Source organism: Flagellimonas marina (genome assembly GCF_042651185.1).
Taxonomy (GTDB): Bacteria; Bacteroidota; Bacteroidia; order Flavobacteriales; family Flavobacteriaceae; genus Flagellimonas; species Flagellimonas marina.
Map to the genome: position 1 here is coordinate 856,649 of NZ_JBHSCL010000004.1, position 18,845 is coordinate 875,493.

The following is an 18,845-nucleotide window of genomic DNA, read 5'->3' on the forward strand; positions in this document are numbered from 1 at the left end:
CGGCCAAATTGATTTTTGATACGTATATAGTATCGAGATCACAAATATGAACATTATGAAAAGATGGATAGGTTTTATACTACATCTTGCCATGATAGTAGTTTTGACAAGTTTTGGTACGTACACCGTAATGAAAAAAGTGGATGTGGAAGTTCCAGATGCACTAAAGGTGACCACGGACTTTGAAACACCCGCTCCCAAAGATTCCCTTGTAGTCTCTGGTGAAGCACAAATCACCGCCCCCTTTTTGGGAAAAGCCTATAACGGGTTTAAAGATGCCCTGGCTTTTAAAGAATCCCAAGGAAAATACCATGTAGTGAACACACTTGGTTATTTGGGGAAATATCAGTTTGGGGGGAGCACCCTAAATTTGATGGGGGTTTATGATGTAGATACTTTTTTGAACGATCCCATACTTCAGGAAAAAGCTTTTGATATAAATGTGGCCCGAAACAAATGGATTTTGCGACGTGACATCAAACGCTTTACCGGAAAACGTTTTGGGAACATTGAAATTACCGAATCTGGTATTCTGGCGGCGGCACATTTGGCCGGAGCCGGCAATGTAAAGAAGTATTTGCGTTCCTATGGGCAAGAAGATGTTTCAGATGCGTACGGAAGCAGCATTTCATACTACATGAGAAAATTTGCAGGATACGATACTTCCAAAATTCAACAACGGAAGAATCCAAAACTATAGTGGCAAGGTAAAAGTTAGCTAAAAACCCAGAATTCAGTTCTGGGTTTTTTTATGCCTGAATGATATAGATGGTAGGCCTTTTGTCCAAATCAATATTGATTTCACTCCACTCATGGGCACTTTTGGTCTGAATGAACTCGGTAGGGAGTGTAATGTCGCATGCAATGCACAAACGGGTGTTTTTGTGCAATAGCTTGATAAGTTCCACGAGCAATTTGTTGTTTCGATAGGGCGTCTCCATAAATATTTGCGACTGTTCCTTTTCACGGGAAAGATGTTCCAGATTTTTCACCATTGCCTTACGTTCCTTATTGTCGATGGGTAAGTAGCCATTGAATGCAAAATTTTGGCCATTCATTCCACTGGACATCATCGCCATCAAAATAGAGGAGGGGCCTACCAAGGGGACTACTTGGATTCTTTTTTCGTGCGCTACACGGACTACCGAGGCGCCAGGGTCCGCTATGCCCGGACAGCCCGCCTCTGATAAAACGCCAACATCATGTCCGTGAATACAGGGGTCTAAAAAAGATGGGATGACCTCGGGCTTGGTGTATTTGTTCAAGCTTTGGATGTGAAGGTTGGGCTGCGGTTTGCTCGGACTCACCTTTTTGATGAAACGCCGGGCCGTCTTTTCATTTTCCACAATATAATGGTCAATCTTCTCAATGGTTCCCTTTAGGGAAATCGGCAAAACCTCCAAGGGAGCATTGTCGCCCAGTGTCGTTGGAATCAAGTACAATTTTCCAACAACTAAGCCGGGCTTCTGTTGTTCCTGTGTTTCTTCCATCCAATCAATTTAGTTTTTTCGCAATTGCCTCGCAAGCCAAATCAATCATTTGGTATACATCTTCAAAGCCTTGTTCTCCGCCATGGTAAGGGTCGGGAACTTCTTGGATGCCAACATTGACCTCGCTCAACAGGAGCTTCACTTTTTCAGCTTCTTGGTGATTCTGGGCCAAACTTGCGATATCCGAAAAGTTACTTCTATCCATCACATAGATTAAATCAAACTCCTTAAAATCTGTTTGGGAAAACCGTCGACACTTTTGAAGGCTGATATCCAAACCATGTTTTTGGGCCACTGCAACTGATCTTGGGTCAGGAGGATTGCCTACATGGTACCCAGCAGTACCTGCTGAATCCACAAAAACGGCATCAGTGTTCACCTTGGACTGAAGAATACCTTCTGCCAATGGTGACCTGCAAATGTTTCCCAAGCAGACCATCAAAACTTTGGTTTTCATTAAATAAAAAGGGGTTAGGAGAACTTCTTGTTGAGGTCCTCGATATATTTTCTGAACTGTTTATCGGTTTCAGCGAGATTATCCACCGTTTTGCAGGCATGAAGAACCGTGGCGTGATCGCGTTTCCCAATCTGTGAACCGATACTGGCCAAAGAGGCCTTTGTGAATTTTTTGGCAAAGAACATGGCCAACTGTCTGGCCTGAACAATATGTCGCTTCCTGGTTTTGGATTGCAGGGTGGCCACGTCCATCTCAAAGTAGTCAGAAACCACTTTTTGAATGTAGTCAATGGAAACCTCACGTTTGGTGTTCTTTACAAATTTCTCAACCACTTGCTGAGCCAACTCCAAAGTCACCTCTCGCTTGTTGAACGAGGATTGAGCAATCAATGAAATGATGGCACCTTCCAATTCACGAATATTGGTCTTGATGTTCTTGGCCACATGGTCAATGATATCTTCGGGCATTTCCACGCCATCCCGATACAATTTGTTCTTCAAAATGGATACGCGGGTCTCATAATCCGGACTTTGCAATTCCGCAGAAAGTCCCCATTTAAAACGGGACAACAATCGCTGCTCAATGTCCTGCATGTCCACTGGAGCTTTATCCGAGGTCAAAATAACTTGCTTGCCATTTTGGTGCAGATGGTTGAAGATATGGAAGAACACATCCTGGGTTCCAGATTTACCGGATAGGAACTGTACATCATCAATAATGAGTACATCAATCAACTGGTAAAAATGGATAAAATCGTTGCGGGTATTCTTCTTTACCGATTCTATATATTGTTGGGTGAACTTCTCTGCAGAGATATAGAGCACCGTTTTTTCTGGATATTTATCCTTGATCTCCACGCCAATGGCATGGGCCAAATGTGTTTTTCCCAAACCTACGCCCCCAAATACCAATAGTGGATTAAAAGACGTCCCACCAGGTTTGTTGGCCACCGCCATTCCAGCAGAGCGCGCCAAACGGTTGGAATCTCCTTCCAAGAAATTGTCAAAATTATAGTTGGGGTTGAGTTGGGACTCAATTTTAATATTCCGAATCCCGGGAATAACAAAAGGGTTTTTCAGCTCAGGACTCTTGGAGGTGATGGGCACATCCAATTCTTGGGGTCCGACGGCAGTACGGTTGGAACTTGGAATCTGTTCGGTGAACGGTTCCTTGTTTCCGTACTTGTTTTCCATTTTAATGATATAAATGAGTTTTGCATGGCTTCCCAATTCCCGGGTCAAGGCCACCTTCAAAAGCTTTACATAATGCTCTTCCAACCACTCGTAAAAAAACTTACTGGGAACCTGAATGCTGAGTGCCTTGTCTGTTAACTTGATGGGCTTAATAGGTTCAAACCACGTTTTGAATGCCTGCGGTTGGATGTTATCCTGGATAAAAGCCAAACAGTTGTTCCATACGGAATTAGCAGTAACACTCATGAAGTTTTTCCTTGTTTTTGTTGGTTAGGTTAATGTTTTAGATTAAACATCCTGGGGGTATTTAGATGCTTATTGGATGCGACAAATATGTGAACAAATCTTTTAAAAAAAAAATGAATTTGTCGTTGAATTTTCTGTTTTTTTTTCGCATGTTACCCGAATGTTAACCAAGCCATTAAATATATAATTTTTCACGTAAAGTATGGGGTTAAATTTGCATTCTTTTCGGGTTCGGTACTCAGAAACCGACCAAATGGGGGTGGTTTACCATGGTAATTATGCCCAATACTTGGAAATGGGTAGGGTAGAATGGTTGAGAGCCTTGGGCGTTACTTATAAGAGCATGGAAGATAATGGAATTATGCTTCCCGTAATATCGTTGCACATTGACTATAAAAAGTCTGCACTATACGATGATTTGATTACTGTGGAAACTCAGTTGAAAAACAAACCCATGGTTAAAATTGAGTTTGATTACAAAGTATTGAATGAATCAAAGGAACTTTTGGCGACCGCCAATACCGTGTTGGCATTCATGGATAAAAACACCGGCAAGCCGATAAAATGTCCGGATTATATTTTGGAGAAGTTGGATTTTTAGGAGACAGGAGACAGGAGACAGGAGAAAGGAGACAGGAGACAGGAGACAGTGGTCAGATGGTTGGACTCATGAATTTTTAGATATTTTGGAATTTGGGCATTGTTAGTTGTCTATTGTTAAATGAACACTGTCATTCTGAACGAGCGTAGCGAGTGAAGAATCCATTTGGACACTAATTACACCAATTTACACGAATTCTTATTGGGTTATTGAGTTACTCAGTTATTAAGCTACCGTCTTGTGTCTTGGTTCTTTCGTCCTGTTTCTAGGTTCTAGACTCTAGATTCTTGATTCTTGTCTCTTGCACTTGAACTTGAACTTGTTTTTGATGGACACACCCTCAGCCCCTCTCGAGAGGGGAGCTACAAATCCCTTCTTGAGAAGGGAAGATTTCGGTGTGGCGAAATCAGGGTTGTGTTTGTTTATTCGGTTGCTCAGTTATTGGGTTATTTAGTTACTGGGTTATTAAGCTACTGTCTTTTCTCTCTTGTCTTTTTTCTTTCCTCTTTATTCTTGGCTCTTTTGTCTTTTTCTATCCTCTTTTCTCTTTCGTCCAGATTCTAGACTCTAGACTCTTGATTCTTGATTCTTGATTCTTGATTCTTGTCTCTTTACTCCATCGTCGTAACGTTGACATCCTGCATTTCCTCAAACAATTGATACGTTTCTTCCGCTTCACTTAGTCGGACTGAAATCAACAACTCGCAATCTAGTTCCATGTTTTGGGAGACAATGTTCAGGCTTTTTTGTTTAATGGTCCGCATCACCTTGTCCATTTCAGGGTATCCGAATTTGAGTTTGAATTGCGATTCGATTACCCGTTCCACAATCTTGGTGTTCTCAAGGGCTAATTGCGCTGCGGTTCGGTAGGCCTGAATCAACCCACCGACACCCAATTTGGTTCCACCAAAAATGCGCGTTACGGTTACTAGTACGTTGGTTACATCAAAAGATTGGATTTGCCCATAAATGGGCATCCCCGCTGAATTGTTGGGTTCCCCATCGTCATTGGCGCGATAGGAGCGGTCCAGTTCGCCCAGTTGCCAAGCATAGCATACGTGGTTGGCGGTGTGGTGTTTCTTCCGAAGTTCTTCAATAATGGGCTTTACGTCATTTTCCGAAGTAATGGGGAAGACCTGGGCAAAAAATTTGCTTTTTCGGTCCTTGAACAGTATTTCTTCCGAAGGCCGGGCAATGGTTTTGTAGCTATCATTTTTTTCCATCGGCACAAAACTATCGATTCCAATTGAGAAGTCGGGTTTTAGTGGTCAGTAGTCAGTAGTCAGTAATCAGATGTTGGAAGGGTGGATTATTAGAGTGTTGGATTATTGGAATTTGGTTACTCAGTTATTTGTTGCTCAACCCTGAACTCTGAACTCTGAACTTGAGACTTGCACTTGAACTTGTTTTTTGGAATTCGTTGATTTGGTTATTGGGTTATTTGTTGCTTAACTCTGAACTCTGAACTCTGAACTCTGAACTCTGAACTCTGAGCTTGAGACTTGCTCTTGATTCTTGGAATTTGGTGTTTGTTGATTCGGTTATTCGTTGGTTAAGTCATTGGTTATTGTCAATTGGAATTTGTCATTTTGAATGAACGAAGTGAATAAAGAATCTCTATCTTGACACTAATTACACCCCTGCCTGCGGCAGGCAGGAATTTACACGAATTCTTATTGGATTATTAGGTTACTCAGTTATTGAGCTAATGTCTTGTGTCTTGGTTCTTGTGTCTTGTTTCTTGAACTTGAACCTGAGCTTGATTCATGAATTTCAACTATTGGATTTCTCAATCTATGCTTTGCATCTCATGTCGAAATGACCGTTTAGCCGTTAATGTCATTTCGAGCGCAGTCGAGAAATCTCTTTGTGTTTTTTGGATTTTAGTGCTTGGAATTTGTTGTTGAACTCTGAACCCTGAACCCTGAACCCTGAACCCTGAACCCTGAACTCTGAACCCTTAACTTTGAACTCTAAACTTGAGACTTGCTCTTGAACTTGAACTTGAACTTGTACTTGCAAAAACACACCCCCAGCCCCTCTCGAAAGGGGAGCTGCAAATCCCTTCTTGAGAAGGGAAGATTTCGGTGTGGCGAAATCAGGGTTGTGTTTCTTTGGTGTGAATGTAGTCCTCAATCACCCTGAGCACATTTTCCATATCCTTCAAAACTTGGCGGTCCGAAAACCGGAGTACGGTTATCCCAAATTGGAACATCGCCCGTTCTTTAATGCTGTCCTTTAGCTGGATTTCGATAATTTGATGGGAGTAGCCATCCACTTCTAAGCCCAGCATAAGTTCATGACAGAAAAAGTCCAAAATGTAATTGTCGATGGGCTTTTGACGATGAAAATCATAACCGTGCATTTGTTTGCGCTTTAGTTTTTGCCATAGGATTATTTCTGCTTTGGTAGAGTTGTTCCTCAGTTGGCGGGCCAATTCCTTGAGTTTTGGATTGTATGGGATTATCTTTCTTTTTGGCATTTTTATGTATGTTTATTTTGACACACCCCTAACCCCTCTCAAGAGGGGAACTAGAAATTCTTTCTTTAGAAGGGAAGATTTAAGTGTGGTGAAATCAGGGTTGTGTGTGTTTATTCTGTTATTTAGTTATTGGGTTACTCAGTTATGTTATTGGGTTACTGAGCTACGGTCTTGTGTCTTGGTTCTTTTGTCCTGTTTCCAGGTTCTAGACTCTTGATTCTTGAGTCTTGTCTCTTGAACTTGAACCTGAGCTTGATTCATGAATTTCAGCCATTGGATTTCTCAATCAATGCTTTGCATCTCATGTCTAAATGACCATTTGACTGTTTTGTCATTTCGAACGTATGTGAGAAATCTCTTTTTGTTTTTGGATTTTAGTGCTTGGAATTTGTTGTTGAACTCTGAACCCTGAACCCTGAACCCTGAACTCTGAACCCTTAACTTTGAACTCTAAACTTGAGACTTGCTCTTGAACTTGAACTTGTACTTGCAAAAACACACCCCCAGCCCCTCTCGAGAGGGGAGTAAAAAAACACCGAGAGGAAAAATCCCCCCGGTGCTTACAATGAAACCCAATTTTATAGTTTCTTCATGGTCTTACCTATTTATGCGATTTAGTTGCAAATGTTGGTAGGCCCACCATCATCTATGCCCCATCCCGCAGTGTTAATCAAATAATTACGGGCACCTTGCACTTGAGCAATGTCACAATATTCAACATTTGAGGCAGTGAATATAATTTCATTAGGGAAGCCATTGCTTTGAACAAAGGTTGCCCATCCTATCAATGTATTTCCATACCGTACCGATGAAAGCCCAGAACTGTCAAACATACCTGACATATTGGTAACACTGCTCAGATCCCATGCACCCAAATTTTGGTTAAATGAAGATGCGCCACTGAACATACTGCTCATATCTGTTACATTGCCGGTATCCCAACCACTAATATTTTGATTGAAATCATCTGCACCATTGAACATTAACCTCATATTAGTGACATTGCCGGTATTCCATGCATTGTTTTTGGCACTGATATCCCCATTAAACGAAGAAGCATGTCTGAACATTGCTTCCATATTGGTGACACTACTGGTGTTCCAATTGCTTATGACTCCATTAAAATTGGTTGAATAATTAAACATATAACTCATGTCCGTAACATTACTGGTGTCCCAACCACTAATGTCGACATTGTATACGGTTGAAGAATCAAACATATAACTCATATCTGTAACATTGCTAGTGTCCCATCCGGTGACATCACCAGAGAAGGTGGACTCTTGGAACATATAACTCATGCTTGTGGTTTGGGACAGGTCTGGGACATCGGTAGCCGTAATCTCAAAACTATCTTGATATGAGAAAGTAGCTTCCATGGATTTCCACTGTATGGCACCCCATTGTTCTATGGTCACCAGGTATCCAAAATCCATGCTAAAATAAGGGAGCTCTCCTTTGATGGCCACAGTAAAGGTTTCTATGTTTTCATAAATATGGTCAAAAAAAGGAGGAGCAGACTGGCCCGGCTTAAACTCTGGATTTTCTTCGATAGTGCCATCACCCCAATCCACCACAAAGTTATACGTGTACGTTTCAGGGTCCACTGCAAATTGTAAAACCAAATTATCACCTTCATCATTCATTGGTTCCCAAGTGGTCACAAACCATTCAGGGTCTTCGGCCTTGCTCTCGTAACGGTCCAATACGGTAATGGTGATCTCGGCCTCCACCACATTGCCATTGCCATCGTCCACACTTACGGTAATGGTGTGCTGGGCGGCGGTCTCCTCATCCAAGTTCTGTCCATCGGCCAGGCTCAGTGCGCCATCGGCTGTAATCTCAAACAGGTCGTTGTCGTTGGTGGTTATGGCAAAGGTCAGCGCATCGTTCTCAGGGTCGGATGCGGTAACGGTGCCGATCACCACATCGTCCGCAATGGTCTCGGCCGCCTCAAAGGACTGGTCGCCCATGGTGGGTGCGCCGTTGGCAACCACTTGGGTAACGGTAACCGTGATCGTGGCCTGTGCCTGGGTGTTGCCGTCGCTCACGCCCACAGTAAGGGTATGCTCCTCCGCGGTGGCAAAATCAAGGGACTTTCCATCCGCTAGGCTCAATTCGCCGCTTGTGGTGATCTCAAAAAGGTCATTGTCGTTCGTCACCATGGCAAAGGCCAATGGGTCGTTCTCTGCATCGGAGGCCTGCACGGTACCAATGAGAAAGGTGTCGTCTATATTTTCGGCCACCTCAAAGCTCTGCGCCCCGATCACCGGGGTCTCGTTGTTGGCCACCACCTGGGTCACCGTAATGGTAAAGTTGGCCTTGGCGCTTGCGGTGCCATCGCTAACGGTAATTTCCAGCGCATGGCTGGACTTGGTGGCGAAGCTCAGGGTCTTTCCGGTAGCCAGACTGATGGCGCCACTATTGGCAATCTCAAAAAGGTTGTCGCTATTGGCGGAAATGCTAAAGGTAAGGGCATCCTTGTCCGCATCAGTGGCGGTCACGGTACCAATAACGTGGGCATCGTTGATGTTCTCGGCCACGGTGAACGCTTTTGTGGCGTTGGTTATAACCGGAGCGGAGTTCGGTGGGGTTGAAGGACCATCGTCCTTGCTACAGGAAATCATGAGGCCCAGGGCAAACAAAGCCGGGACCAGCAATTTTTTTACTCTCATAACATGAAATTTTAAAGAATTAAGGGGGTAAGTTCCTGATTGTAGGGGTTTTTACATCAGGTGAATTGATAGATGGGCGGTTTGGGTTGATGGATCTTAGTTAGGAGTTAGGAGTTAGGAGTTAGGGTTAGGGGTTTGTTGATTTGGCTATTGGGTTATTTGTTGCTGAACTCTGAACCCTGAACCCTGAACCCTGAACCCTGAACCCTGAACCCTGAACTCTGAGCTTGAGACTTGCTCTTGATTCTTGGAATTTGGGGTTTGTTGATTTGCTTATTCGGTTATTTGTTGCTGAACTCTGAACTCTGAACTCTGAGCTTGAGACTTGCTCTTGATTCTTGGAATTTGGTGTTTGTTGATTCGGTTATTCGTTGGTTAAGTCATTGGTTATTGTCAATTGGAATTTGTCATTTTGAATGAACGAAGTGAATAAAGAATCTCTATCTTGACACTAATTACACCCCTGCCTGCGGCAGGCAGGAATTTACACGAATTCTTATTGGATTATTAGGTTACTCAGTTATTGAGCTAATGTCTTGTGTCTTGGTTCTTGTGTCTTGTTTCTTGAACTTGAACCTGAGCTTGATTCATGAATTTCAACCATTGGATTTCTCAATCAATGCTTTGCATCTCATGTCTAAATGACCATTTGACTGTTTTGTCATTTCGAACGTATGTGAGAAATCTCTTTTTGTTTTTGGATTTTAGTGCTTGGAATTTGTTGTTGAACTCTGAACCCTGAACCCTGAACCCTGAACTCTGAACCCTTAACTTTGAACTCTAAACTTGAGACTTGCTCTTGAACTTGAACTTGAACTTGTACTTGCAAAAACACACCCCCAGCCCCTCTATAGAGGGGAGTAAAAAAACACCGAGAGGAAAAATCCCCCCGGTGCTTACAATGAAACCCAATCTCTATGGTTACTTTATGGCCTAAAGTTAACTGCTACCTAATTACAGAAGACGGAACCTGCGTCAGTTATGGACCATCCAGCGGTATTTGTCAAGTAATTACGAGCATTTTGCATCTGTGGTAGGTTGCTGCAATATTGGAGATTAAAGGCACCAAATGTAATATCATTTGGACCATTATTGCTTTGCACAAAACTTGCCCAACCTACCAACGTATTTCCATAATTTACGCGGGAAAGCCCAGAGTCAGAGAGCATTCCTGACATAGTGGTTACACTGCTGATATCCCAAGCACCCAAATTTTGGTTAAAGTCAGAGGCTAGGTTGAACATGAAATCCATATTCGTAACATTGCTTACATCCCAGTTGCTTAAGTTCACATTAATAGAAGCCTGGGAAAACATACTCTCCATATTGGTAACATTGCTTACGTCCCAACTGCCAATATTACCTGGTACTTGAATACTCGAATCTGTGAAAGCTTTTGACATATCCGTGACCTGAGAAAGATCTGGCGCGTCCGTAGCATTTAACTCAACATCGCTCTCATAAAACACCCCTCTAAATGTTTTCCATGGGATTGCCCCCCATTGCTCAATGGTGTCAAAATTTAAAGACATATAAGGGATATCCCCTTTAAGGGCCACCGTATAGGTGCTTTCCGTTTGATATTCATGATAAAGATAGTAAAGCCCTGGGTCATCATATACTTGTGGGAATAGTAAGTCCTCATTGAAGACAATTTCGGGGTTATTTTCCACATTGCCGTCTCCCCAATCAATGATAAAGTCGCCATAAGTGAAATTATCCGGTTCTTGGCCTAAGAAAAGTAGGTGTGGATCATTACCAACATATTCAAAGGTAGCCACAAACCATTCGGGGTCTTCGGCCTTGCTCTCATAACGGTCCAACACGGTAATGGTGATCTCGGCCTCTACCACATTGCCATTGCCATCGTCCACACTTACAGTAATGGTGTGCTGGGCGGCGGTCTCCTCGTCCAAGTTCATTCCATCAGCCAGGCTCAGTTCGCCATCGGCAGTGACCTCAAACAGGTCGTTGTCGTTGGTGGTTATGGCAAAGGTCAGCGCATCGTTCTCAGGGTCGGATGCGGTAACGGTACCGATCACCACATCGTCCGCAATGATCTCGGCCGCCTCAAAGGACTGATCGCCCATGGTGGGTGCCTCGTTGGCCGCGACCGCTTCGGTAACGGTAATAGTAATCGTGGCCTGTGCCTGGGTGTTGCCGTCGCTCACGCCCACGGTAAGGGTATGCTCCTCCGCGGTGGCAAAATCAAGGGACTTTCCATCCGCTAGGCTCAATTCACCACTTGTGGTGATCTCAAAAAGGTCATTGTCGTTCGTCACCATGGCAAAGGCCAATGGGTCGTTCTCTGCATCGGAGGCCTGCACGGTACCAATGAGAAAGGTGTCGTCTATATTTTCGGCCACCTCAAAGCTCTGCGCCCCGATCACCGGGGTCTCGTTGTTGACCACCACCTGGGTCACCGTAATGGTAAAGTTGGCCTTGGCGCTGGCGGTGCCATCGCTAACGGTAATTTCCAGCGCATGGCTGGACTTGGTGGCGAAGCTCAGGGTCTTTCCGGTAGCCAGACTTATGGCGCCACTATTGGCAATCTCAAACAGGTTGTCGCTATTGGCGGAAATGCTAAAGGTAAGGGCGTCCTTGTCCGCATCGGTGGCGGTCACGGTACCAATAACATGGGCATCGTTGATGTTCTCGGCCACGGTGAACGCTTTTGTGGTATTCGTTATCACCGGGGCGGAATTCGGCGGGGTTGAAGGACCATCGTCCTTGCTACAGGAAATCATGAGGCCCAAAGCGAATAGTGCAAGGACCAGCAATTTTTTTACTCTCATAACATAAAATTTTAAAGAAATAAGGGCGTAAGTTCCTGATTGCAGGGGTTTTTCCATGGGGTGAATTGACGGATGGGCGGTTTGGGTTGATGGATTGGGTTTCAGTGGGCAGTGGGTCAGTGGTTGGGAGATTTTTTTGTTAGGAGTTAGGAGTTAGGAGTTGGGAATTTGGGGTTTGGTGTTTGTTGATTTGGTTATTGGGTTATTGGGTTATTGGGTTATTCGGTTATTTGTTATTCAACTCTGAACTCTGAACTCTGAACTCTGAACTCTGAACTTGAGACTTGCTCTTGATTCTTGGAATTTGGTGTTTGCTGATTCGGTTATTCGTTGGTTATTGTCAATTGGAATTTGTCATTCTGAATGAACGAAGTGAATGAAGAATCTCTATCTTGACACTAATTACACCCCTGCCTGCGGCAGGCAGGAATTTACACGAATTCTTATTGGATTATTAGGTTACTCAGTTATTGAGCTAATGTCTTGTGTCTTGATTCTTGAACTTGAACCTGAGCTTGATTCTTGAATTTCAGGCGTTGGATTTCTCAATCGATGCTTTGCATCTCATGTCGAAATGACCGTTTAGCCGTTAATGTCATTTCGAGCGCAGTCGAGAAATCTCTTTGTGCTTTTTGGATTTTAGTGCTTGGAATTTGTTGCTGAACTCTGAACTCTGAACTCTGAACTTGAGACTTGAACTTGAGCTTGTACTTGCAAAAACACACCCCCAGCCCCTCTCGAGAGGGGAGTTGAAAATTAGAAAAGTGCCACTAAAACAATACTCAAAACGGCCAAAACCACACCGCCCCAGTTTTTGAGGGTCAATCGTTCTTTGAACAATAAAATCCCCGTCAGTGTGGATGCCATGACGATGGCCACATTGTTCAACGTGAAAATAGCCGCACTGCTGAGCATATCAGAACGTAACGCAATAATCAAAAAATAAATGGAAAAATAATTGGGTACCCCTAGGGCAATTCCTCCCAAAACATTTCTGAAGTTGGCCTTAACCGGCGTTTTTTTAGACTGGATACCAATAAAAATAAGTCCGGACAATGCGGCGCAGCCAAAAATCATGGAAGAAAAAATGGGCACCTCCGCATCGGTCAGGTGCAGTTCTTCAAAATATTTGATGCTTGTGTCAATGATACCCGACCCCAGAAATACCAAAAAAGGAAGTAAGAGGTCTTTTCGGTTAATCACGATGTGTTTTTCCTTCAAGGAAGCCAGGTATACTGCAACCAACGCTAGAGCGATACCGACAACCTGAATCCATGATAAACTTTCATTGTACAACCAAATACCAAAAATCACAGGAATCACCAATGACATCTTTGTAGCGACCGAAGCTACCGATACGCCAGACACCTGTGCGGTTTTGGCCATCAGGTTAAAAATGGTGATGAAAAGCATTCCCATTAAAATTGGCCCCCAAAACCATGAGGTGTTAAACAACTGCCCAAACTCAACCGAACCATCGTACAAGAAAAATCCGGTGGCACAAGCAACGATGTAGTTCATTACAATGGCATATAGGGTTTGCACCTTGTAGACATCGTACAGTTTAAAGACCACAAAAATGAGGGTGGAACTGAGAACGCTGAGGGCTAGAGCAATCATTTATAAGAATCGGTTTAGTTGTGTGATATCTTCTTGACCCACTTGCAAGTTCCAAACATGAATGCCCAAATTAGAGGCTGCATCCGTGTTCTCCTTCACATCATCTACAAATAACGTTTCATGAGCGGTTAACCGATTTTGGTCCAGCACGAATTCAAAAATTTCGGCATCCGGTTTGCGCATTCCCATTTCATAGGAGAGGTAAAATACTTCAAATGCATTCTTAAACCGATTGAACCGTGGCATGCCCATCTGTTTTTTCACATGTTCAATATGAAGGTCGTTGGTGTTGCTCAACAAAAAGAGTCGATATTGATTTTTTGCAGCCAAATTTTCAAGAAACGTCAATCGTTCTTCTGGGAAATCGAGCAAGATGGCGTTCCACGCATTCCGTAACTCGCTTCTACTGGCCTGTGGAAATTGCCTTGAAACGGTGTCCAGAAAATGGTCGGACGAAACCAATCCCTTTTCATAATCTTTGAACAAGCTGTCCAACTCAGGGGTTATTCCACTAAAGCCAAATTTCAACATTTCCCGTGCCGTAGCTGGTTTGTCCAAATTGATGAGCACATCGCCAAAATCCAGAATAATGTTTTTAATCATGGGTGTAGATGTATAAAGTGTCCGATAAAATGGATTCTTCACTCCGAAGCTTTCCTAGAATACGGGGTGCCGCTATGCCTTTGGCAAAGAATTTTTGAGCCTTGAAAATTCGGGCTTCGTCCCACAAACCTGCATCCATAAAAGTTTGAAGGGTCCGTGCTCCTCCTTCAACAATAACAGAGGTAATGGAATGGCGGTACAAAATCGCACAAATTTGCGCCGCAATTGGTTTGGAAAAATCAATCATTTCATAATTAATTCCATCAAAATACTTAGACTTTTCCTCAATTTGAGTTATCACCAAGGTTTTAACCGAACGGTCCATCACGTGAAAATGTGAACCAATTTTCAGGTCTTTATCCAACACCACTCGAATCGGGCTTTTCCCGGCCCATTCGCGAGTGTTTAATTTTGGATTGTCCTCTAACATCGTATTGGTACCCACCAAAATGGCCTGTTCCTGACTTCGCCATTTGTGAACCAGTTGTTTGGAATAAGGGTTCGTTATCCAAAAAGGTTCTGGGTTGGTTTTTCTCATGTTGGGGTCTGGAGCGATAAAGCCATCGGCGGTTTCAGCCCATTTTAGAATGATATAGGGCCGTTTTTGCTGTTGATAGGTTAAAAAACGCTTCAAATGCTCCCGACACTCATTCTCAAGAACGCCTATGGTGACTTTGCAACCTGAAGCTTCCAGTTTTTCAATGCCTTTTCCGGCCACCTTGTCATGAGGGTCTTTTATGCCGATGACCACCTCGGGAATCTTGTGCGCAAGGATTAAGTCGGCACAGGGTGGCGTTTTTCCGTAATGCGAGCAGGGTTCCAAAGTTACGTACAGGGTGGCTTCCTGCAGTAGACTTTTGTCCCTTACAGAATTAATCGCATTCACCTCGGCATGTGGGCCGCCATACGGACTCGTGTAGCCTTCCCCAATAATTTTTTCATTGTGAACAATCACACAGCCGACCATGGGATTAGGAGCTGTTGAGCCAAGCCCCTTTTTGCCCAGTTCAATGCTCCTAAGGATGTATTTTTGGTGTATATTCACCTCGCAAAAATAGAACAATAAACGCAACATGGAGGATACGGTGATTCGCGAAATCACACCTAAAGATAATGCCCAAGTGGCCCAAGTTATCAGAAAAGTGTTTGAGGATATGGGCATTGCCAAGGTGGGCACTGCTTATGAAGACAAAGCATTGAATGACATGTATGCTGCCTACAATGTGCCCAAATCCACCTATTTTGTGGTGGAATACCAAGGACGAATCATTGGTTGCGCGGGAATTGCCCAACTGCAGAATTACGAAGGTAATGTCTGTGAACTTCAAAAAATGTATTTTCTGGAAGAGGCTCGGGGTAAAGGAATCGGTTCGCAGATGATCTCAGTTTGTCTTGAGAAAGCCAAGGAATTTGGGTTTGAAGCCTGTTATTTGGAGACCATGACCTATATGAAAGCTGCCCAAAAGCTTTATCAAAAAAATGGGTTTGAATATATTGATGCCCCCATGGGCAATACGGGACACTACTCTTGTCCGGTTTGGATGCTTAAAAAATTGTAATGCTGCTTCGGGAAATCAAAAACATATTCCATACGGAGTTAGATGCTTTATTTCCAAAAGAGGAGGTCGATGCCTTTTTTTATCGCTGTGTGGAGCATTATTTGCAACTGGAACGCTTTGTTTTGGCGGTTCGGCCCGAACTCACACTGACCAAGGAAGAGGAACAGCCGTTGTTTGAAGCCCTCTCCCAATTAAAACAACAACGCCCTTTGCAATACATTTTGGGTGTGGCCCATTTTATGGATTTTGAACTGAAGGTCAACGAAAATGTGCTTATCCCTAGACCTGAAACCGAAGAATTGGTGCAATGGATTTTGGATGATACCGAAAGTCAGAAGTCAGATATCAGAAATCAGAAATCTGAAGTCACCATTTTGGATATTGGTACTGGAAGTGGGTGTATTGCCATTGCCTTGGCCAAATATCTTCCGCAGGCGAAGGTTTACGCTTTGGATGTTTCCGAAGAAGCCTTGGAAGTGGCAAAAGAGAACACCAAAAACAACCAAGTGGACATCACTTTTATTCAACAGGATATCCTTAACCCTGAACTTGAACTTGAACTTGGCTTTGAACTTGAATTTGACCTCATCGTTTCCAATCCACCCTATGTCAGGGAGTTGGAGAAGTCAAAAATCAAAAAAAATGTAAAGGAATATGAACCTCATGCGGCACTTTTCGTGCCAGATAAAGATTCTTTGCTTTTTTACCGGGCTATTGCCCAATTTTCCAAAAGACATTTAAAGAAAAAGGGAAGTTTGTATTTGGAAATCAACCAATATTTGGGAGTGGAGACCAAAGGTCTTTTGAAAGCCCATAATTTTTCGGAAATTGAACTGCGAAAAGACCTTTTTGGGAACGACCGAATGCTTAAAGCAACTGTCCCCTTGAAGGGACTTTAGGGGTGTTTTTCATCTTGAAAAATAAAAAATATGAACATTGAACAACAGATACGCTCTTTAAGGGATGAGCTCCGTGAGCACAACTATAACTATTATGTGTTGGACCAACCTTCCATTTCCGACTATGAGTTTGACATGAAGCTCAAGGAACTCCAAGAACTGGAGCAAAAACACCCTGAGTTTTATGACGCTACCTCACCAACCTTGCGTGTGGGCGGTATGGTCACAAAGAATTTTGAGACAGTAGTTCATGAGCACCGCATGTATTCCTTGGACAACTCGTATTCCAAGGAGGATTTACAAGATTGGGAAAAACGCATCCAGCGTATTTTGGGCGATGTAGAGGTTGAATTTGCCTGTGAGTTGAAGTATGACGGGGCCTCCATCAGCCTTACCTATGAAAATGGCCAACTGGTGCGGGCAGTTACCCGTGGCGATGGGTTTCAAGGGGATGATGTAACCAATAACATTAAAACGATAAAGTCAGTTCCGCTCCAACTAAAAGGAGATTACCCTCCAAAATTTGATATTCGAGGAGAAATCATTCTTACCCTGGAAGGTTTTGCCAAAATGAACCAAGAGCGGATTGAAGCGGGTGAAGAACCTTATATGAATCCCAGAAATACAGCTTCGGGAAGTTTGAAACTGCAGGATAGCGCCTTGGTTGCCCAACGGCCGTTGGAGTGTCTCCTGTACAGCATTGCAGGTAATAATCTAGGTATTTCTACCCAATTTGAGGTTTTGGAAAAAGCCCGCTCGTGGGGTTTTAAGGTCCCAACAGTGGCCAAATTATGCAAATCCACAGAAGAGGTGATGCAGTTTGTGGAGCATTGGGATGTCAATCGGCATAACCTACCATATGAAACTGATGGGGTTGTGGTGAAGGTGAACAATATTCAACACCAAGAAGAACTGGGCTATACGGCTAAATCTCCCCGGTGGGCCATGGCCTATAAGTTCAAGGCGGAACAGGCCACCACGGTCTTAAATGAGATTACCTACCAAGTGGGACGTACGGGCGCCATTACCCCAGTGGCCAACTTGGAACCCGTTTTGCTCGCTGGAACCACTGTGAAGCGTGCTTCCTTACATAATGCTGATCAAATCGCAAAATTGGATATTCGGGTTGGGGATACCGTTTTTGTGGAAAAAGGAGGTGAAATCATCCCAAAGATTATGGGGGTTGATTTTAGAAAACGCTCAATGGATTCCATTCCCACCCAATACATTACCCATTGTCCGGAATGTGGTACGGAGTTGATTCGGAAAGAAGGAGAAGCCCAACATTTTTGCCCGAACGATACGGGGTGCCCGCCTCAGATTACGGGGCGAATCCAACATTTTATTTCACGGAAGGCGATGGATATCGAAGGTCTGGGGAGTGAAACAGTGGAACTGCTGTTCAAGGAAGGGTTGATTTCCAATTATGCAGACTTATACACTTTAACCAAGGAAGATGTTATTCCGTTGGAGCGCATGGCGGAAAAATCCGCAGAAAACCTGGTAAACGGTGTGGCGGCTTCCAAAGCCATCCCCTTTGAGAGGGTGTTGTTTGCTTTGGGAATTCGCTATGTAGGGGAGACGGTAGCAAAAAAGTTGGCAAAGGCCTATAAAAATATTGATGCATTGATGGTGGCAAGCCATGAAGAATTGATTGCGGTGGATGAAATTGGCGAACGGATTGCAGATAGTGTCATACAATTCTTTTCAGAACCCACCAATGTTGAAATTGTGGACCGGTTGAAATCCTACGGATTGCAGTTCTCACTTTCGGAGGAACAACTGGAAAATCAGACCGACAGACTAAAAGGACAGATCTTTGTGGTTTCTGGGGTATTTGAGACCATCAGCAGGAACGACCTTAAAAAAATGATTGAGGACAATGGGGGAAAGGTGGCTTCGTCCATTTCATCAAAAACCTCCTTTGTTGTGGCTGGCGACAATATGGGCCCCAGTAAAAAAAACAAAGCGGAAAGTTTAGGGGTGCCCATTATTTCGGAACAGGAGTTTTTGGGAAAATTGCAGTCGTGATTGCATTATGAAATCATCAATTGACAATTACCAAAACCCAATAATCAAAAACAAGAAACAAGAGCCAAGAGCAAGTCTCAAGTTCAGAGTTCAAAGTTCCGAATTCGAAGTTCAGAGTGGAATAACAAATGACCGAATAACCAAATCAACGAATTCCAAAAAACAAGTTCAAGTTCAAGTTAAAGAATCAAGAC

15 protein-coding genes are annotated in these 18,845 nt (G+C 43.5%); 5 read left to right on the forward strand and 10 right to left on the reverse strand.

Going from position 1 to position 18,845, the window contains the following annotated elements; all coding sequences use genetic code 11:
* Positions 1–55: 55 nt before the first annotated feature.
* Complete coding sequence (locus ACFOWS_RS07430) at positions 56–700, forward strand: hypothetical protein (RefSeq protein WP_379763294.1); 645 nt, start codon at positions 56–58, stop codon at positions 698–700.
* A 49-nt stretch (positions 701–749) separates the two neighbouring features.
* Here ACFOWS_RS07430 and ACFOWS_RS07435 read toward each other — a convergent pair whose 3' ends face one another.
* From ACFOWS_RS07435 to dnaA, 3 genes are read right to left on the reverse strand one after another with little or no spacing between them, the layout of a single operon-like run.
* The gene (locus tag ACFOWS_RS07435) at positions 750–1,490 is read right to left on the reverse strand and encodes an SAM-dependent methyltransferase (RefSeq protein WP_379763295.1); all 741 of its coding nucleotides are present in this window, start codon (positions 1,488–1,490) and stop codon (positions 750–752) included.
* A 4-nt stretch (positions 1,491–1,494) separates the two neighbouring features.
* Positions 1,495–1,947 (reverse strand): low molecular weight protein-tyrosine-phosphatase, encoded by a 453-nt coding sequence (locus ACFOWS_RS07440; RefSeq protein ID WP_379763297.1) that lies wholly within the window; start codon positions 1,945–1,947, stop codon positions 1,495–1,497.
* A gap of 14 nt (positions 1,948–1,961) precedes the next feature.
* Positions 1,962–3,386, reverse strand: coding sequence for a chromosomal replication initiator protein DnaA (dnaA, locus tag ACFOWS_RS07445; RefSeq protein ID WP_379763299.1), 1,425 nt, complete (start codon positions 3,384–3,386; stop codon positions 1,962–1,964).
* 202 nt (positions 3,387–3,588) lie between these two features.
* Between dnaA and ACFOWS_RS07450 the strand changes: the two genes are divergently transcribed.
* On the forward strand, positions 3,589–3,987 hold the full coding sequence (locus tag ACFOWS_RS07450) for an acyl-CoA thioesterase (protein ID WP_379763300.1): 399 nt from the start codon (positions 3,589–3,591) through the stop codon (positions 3,985–3,987).
* Positions 3,988–4,598: 611 nt separating this feature from the next.
* Here the strand turns inward: ACFOWS_RS07450 and ACFOWS_RS07455 are convergent.
* The 7 genes from ACFOWS_RS07455 to ribD all read right to left on the reverse strand — a co-directional run bounded on the left by ACFOWS_RS07455 (position 4,599) and on the right by ribD (position 15,237).
* Complete coding sequence (locus tag ACFOWS_RS07455) at positions 4,599–5,210, reverse strand: IMPACT family protein (protein WP_379763301.1); 612 nt, start codon at positions 5,208–5,210, stop codon at positions 4,599–4,601.
* Between the two features lie 875 nt (positions 5,211–6,085).
* Positions 6,086–6,469 (reverse strand): endonuclease domain-containing protein, encoded by a 384-nt coding sequence (locus tag ACFOWS_RS07460; RefSeq protein ID WP_379763303.1) that lies wholly within the window; start codon positions 6,467–6,469, stop codon positions 6,086–6,088.
* A gap of 614 nt (positions 6,470–7,083) precedes the next feature.
* Positions 7,084–9,144 (reverse strand): BspA family leucine-rich repeat surface protein, encoded by a 2,061-nt coding sequence (locus ACFOWS_RS07465; protein WP_379763304.1) that lies wholly within the window; start codon positions 9,142–9,144, stop codon positions 7,084–7,086.
* Between the two features lie 950 nt (positions 9,145–10,094).
* Positions 10,095–11,939: a BspA family leucine-rich repeat surface protein gene (locus tag ACFOWS_RS07470; RefSeq protein ID WP_379763305.1), complete on the reverse strand. Its 1,845-nt coding sequence runs from the start codon at positions 11,937–11,939 to the stop codon at positions 10,095–10,097.
* A 756-nt stretch (positions 11,940–12,695) separates the two neighbouring features.
* Positions 12,696–13,559, reverse strand: a complete 864-nt coding sequence (locus tag ACFOWS_RS07475; RefSeq protein WP_379763306.1) for an EamA family transporter — start codon at positions 13,557–13,559, stop codon at positions 12,696–12,698.
* On the reverse strand, positions 13,560–14,162 hold the full coding sequence (locus ACFOWS_RS07480) for an HAD family hydrolase (RefSeq protein WP_379763307.1): 603 nt from the start codon (positions 14,160–14,162) through the stop codon (positions 13,560–13,562).
* The gene (gene ribD / locus ACFOWS_RS07485; protein WP_379763308.1) at positions 14,155–15,237 is read right to left on the reverse strand and encodes a bifunctional diaminohydroxyphosphoribosylaminopyrimidine deaminase/5-amino-6-(5-phosphoribosylamino)uracil reductase RibD; all 1,083 of its coding nucleotides are present in this window, start codon (positions 15,235–15,237) and stop codon (positions 14,155–14,157) included. Before ribD ends, ACFOWS_RS07480 begins: the two co-directional genes overlap by 8 nt.
* Between ribD and ACFOWS_RS07490 the strand changes: the two genes are divergently transcribed.
* Genes ACFOWS_RS07490 through ligA form a run of 3 tightly spaced genes read left to right on the forward strand, consistent with a single transcriptional unit; the run spans position 15,236 to position 18,651 of the window.
* Entirely contained in the window at positions 15,236–15,721 is a 486-nt protein-coding gene (locus tag ACFOWS_RS07490; protein WP_379763309.1) for a GNAT family N-acetyltransferase, read from the forward strand. The two genes, ribD and ACFOWS_RS07490, sit on opposite strands and share 2 nt — an antisense overlap.
* Positions 15,721–16,620, forward strand: coding sequence for a peptide chain release factor N(5)-glutamine methyltransferase (prmC, locus tag ACFOWS_RS07495; RefSeq protein WP_379763310.1), 900 nt, complete (start codon positions 15,721–15,723; stop codon positions 16,618–16,620). Before ACFOWS_RS07490 ends, prmC begins: the two co-directional genes overlap by 1 nt.
* Positions 16,621–16,650: 30 nt before the next feature.
* Positions 16,651–18,651, forward strand: a complete 2,001-nt coding sequence (gene ligA / locus ACFOWS_RS07500; RefSeq protein ID WP_379763311.1) for an NAD-dependent DNA ligase LigA — start codon at positions 16,651–16,653, stop codon at positions 18,649–18,651.
* The last annotated feature ends 194 nt before the right edge of the window (positions 18,652–18,845 follow it).

Excerpts from the sequence above, each read along its gene's own strand:
- ACFOWS_RS07430 (WP_379763294.1), top strand. The coding sequence starts at position 56 with ATGAAAAGATGGATAGGTTTTATACTACATCTTGCCATGATAGTAGTT.
- ACFOWS_RS07435 (WP_379763295.1), bottom strand. The coding sequence starts at position 1,490 with ATGGAAGAAACACAGGAACAACAGAAGCCCGGCTTAGTTGTTGGAAAA.
- ACFOWS_RS07440 (WP_379763297.1), bottom strand. The coding sequence starts at position 1,947 with ATGAAAACCAAAGTTTTGATGGTCTGCTTGGGAAACATTTGCAGGTCA.
- dnaA (WP_379763299.1), bottom strand. The coding sequence starts at position 3,386 with ATGAGTGTTACTGCTAATTCCGTATGGAACAACTGTTTGGCTTTTATC.
- ACFOWS_RS07450 (WP_379763300.1), top strand. The coding sequence starts at position 3,589 with ATGGGGTTAAATTTGCATTCTTTTCGGGTTCGGTACTCAGAAACCGAC.
- ACFOWS_RS07455 (WP_379763301.1), bottom strand. The coding sequence starts at position 5,210 with ATGGAAAAAAATGATAGCTACAAAACCATTGCCCGGCCTTCGGAAGAA.
- ACFOWS_RS07460 (WP_379763303.1), bottom strand. The coding sequence starts at position 6,469 with ATGCCAAAAAGAAAGATAATCCCATACAATCCAAAACTCAAGGAATTG.
- ACFOWS_RS07465 (WP_379763304.1), bottom strand. The coding sequence starts at position 9,144 with ATGAGAGTAAAAAAATTGCTGGTCCCGGCTTTGTTTGCCCTGGGCCTC.
- ACFOWS_RS07470 (WP_379763305.1), bottom strand. The coding sequence starts at position 11,939 with ATGAGAGTAAAAAAATTGCTGGTCCTTGCACTATTCGCTTTGGGCCTC.
- ACFOWS_RS07475 (WP_379763306.1), bottom strand. The coding sequence starts at position 13,559 with ATGATTGCTCTAGCCCTCAGCGTTCTCAGTTCCACCCTCATTTTTGTG.
- ACFOWS_RS07480 (WP_379763307.1), bottom strand. The coding sequence starts at position 14,162 with ATGATTAAAAACATTATTCTGGATTTTGGCGATGTGCTCATCAATTTG.
- ACFOWS_RS07490 (WP_379763309.1), top strand. The coding sequence starts at position 15,236 with ATGGAGGATACGGTGATTCGCGAAATCACACCTAAAGATAATGCCCAA.
- ribD (WP_379763308.1), bottom strand. The coding sequence starts at position 15,237 with ATGTTGCGTTTATTGTTCTATTTTTGCGAGGTGAATATACACCAAAAA.
- prmC (WP_379763310.1), top strand. The coding sequence starts at position 15,721 with ATGCTGCTTCGGGAAATCAAAAACATATTCCATACGGAGTTAGATGCT.
- ligA (WP_379763311.1), top strand. The coding sequence starts at position 16,651 with ATGAACATTGAACAACAGATACGCTCTTTAAGGGATGAGCTCCGTGAG.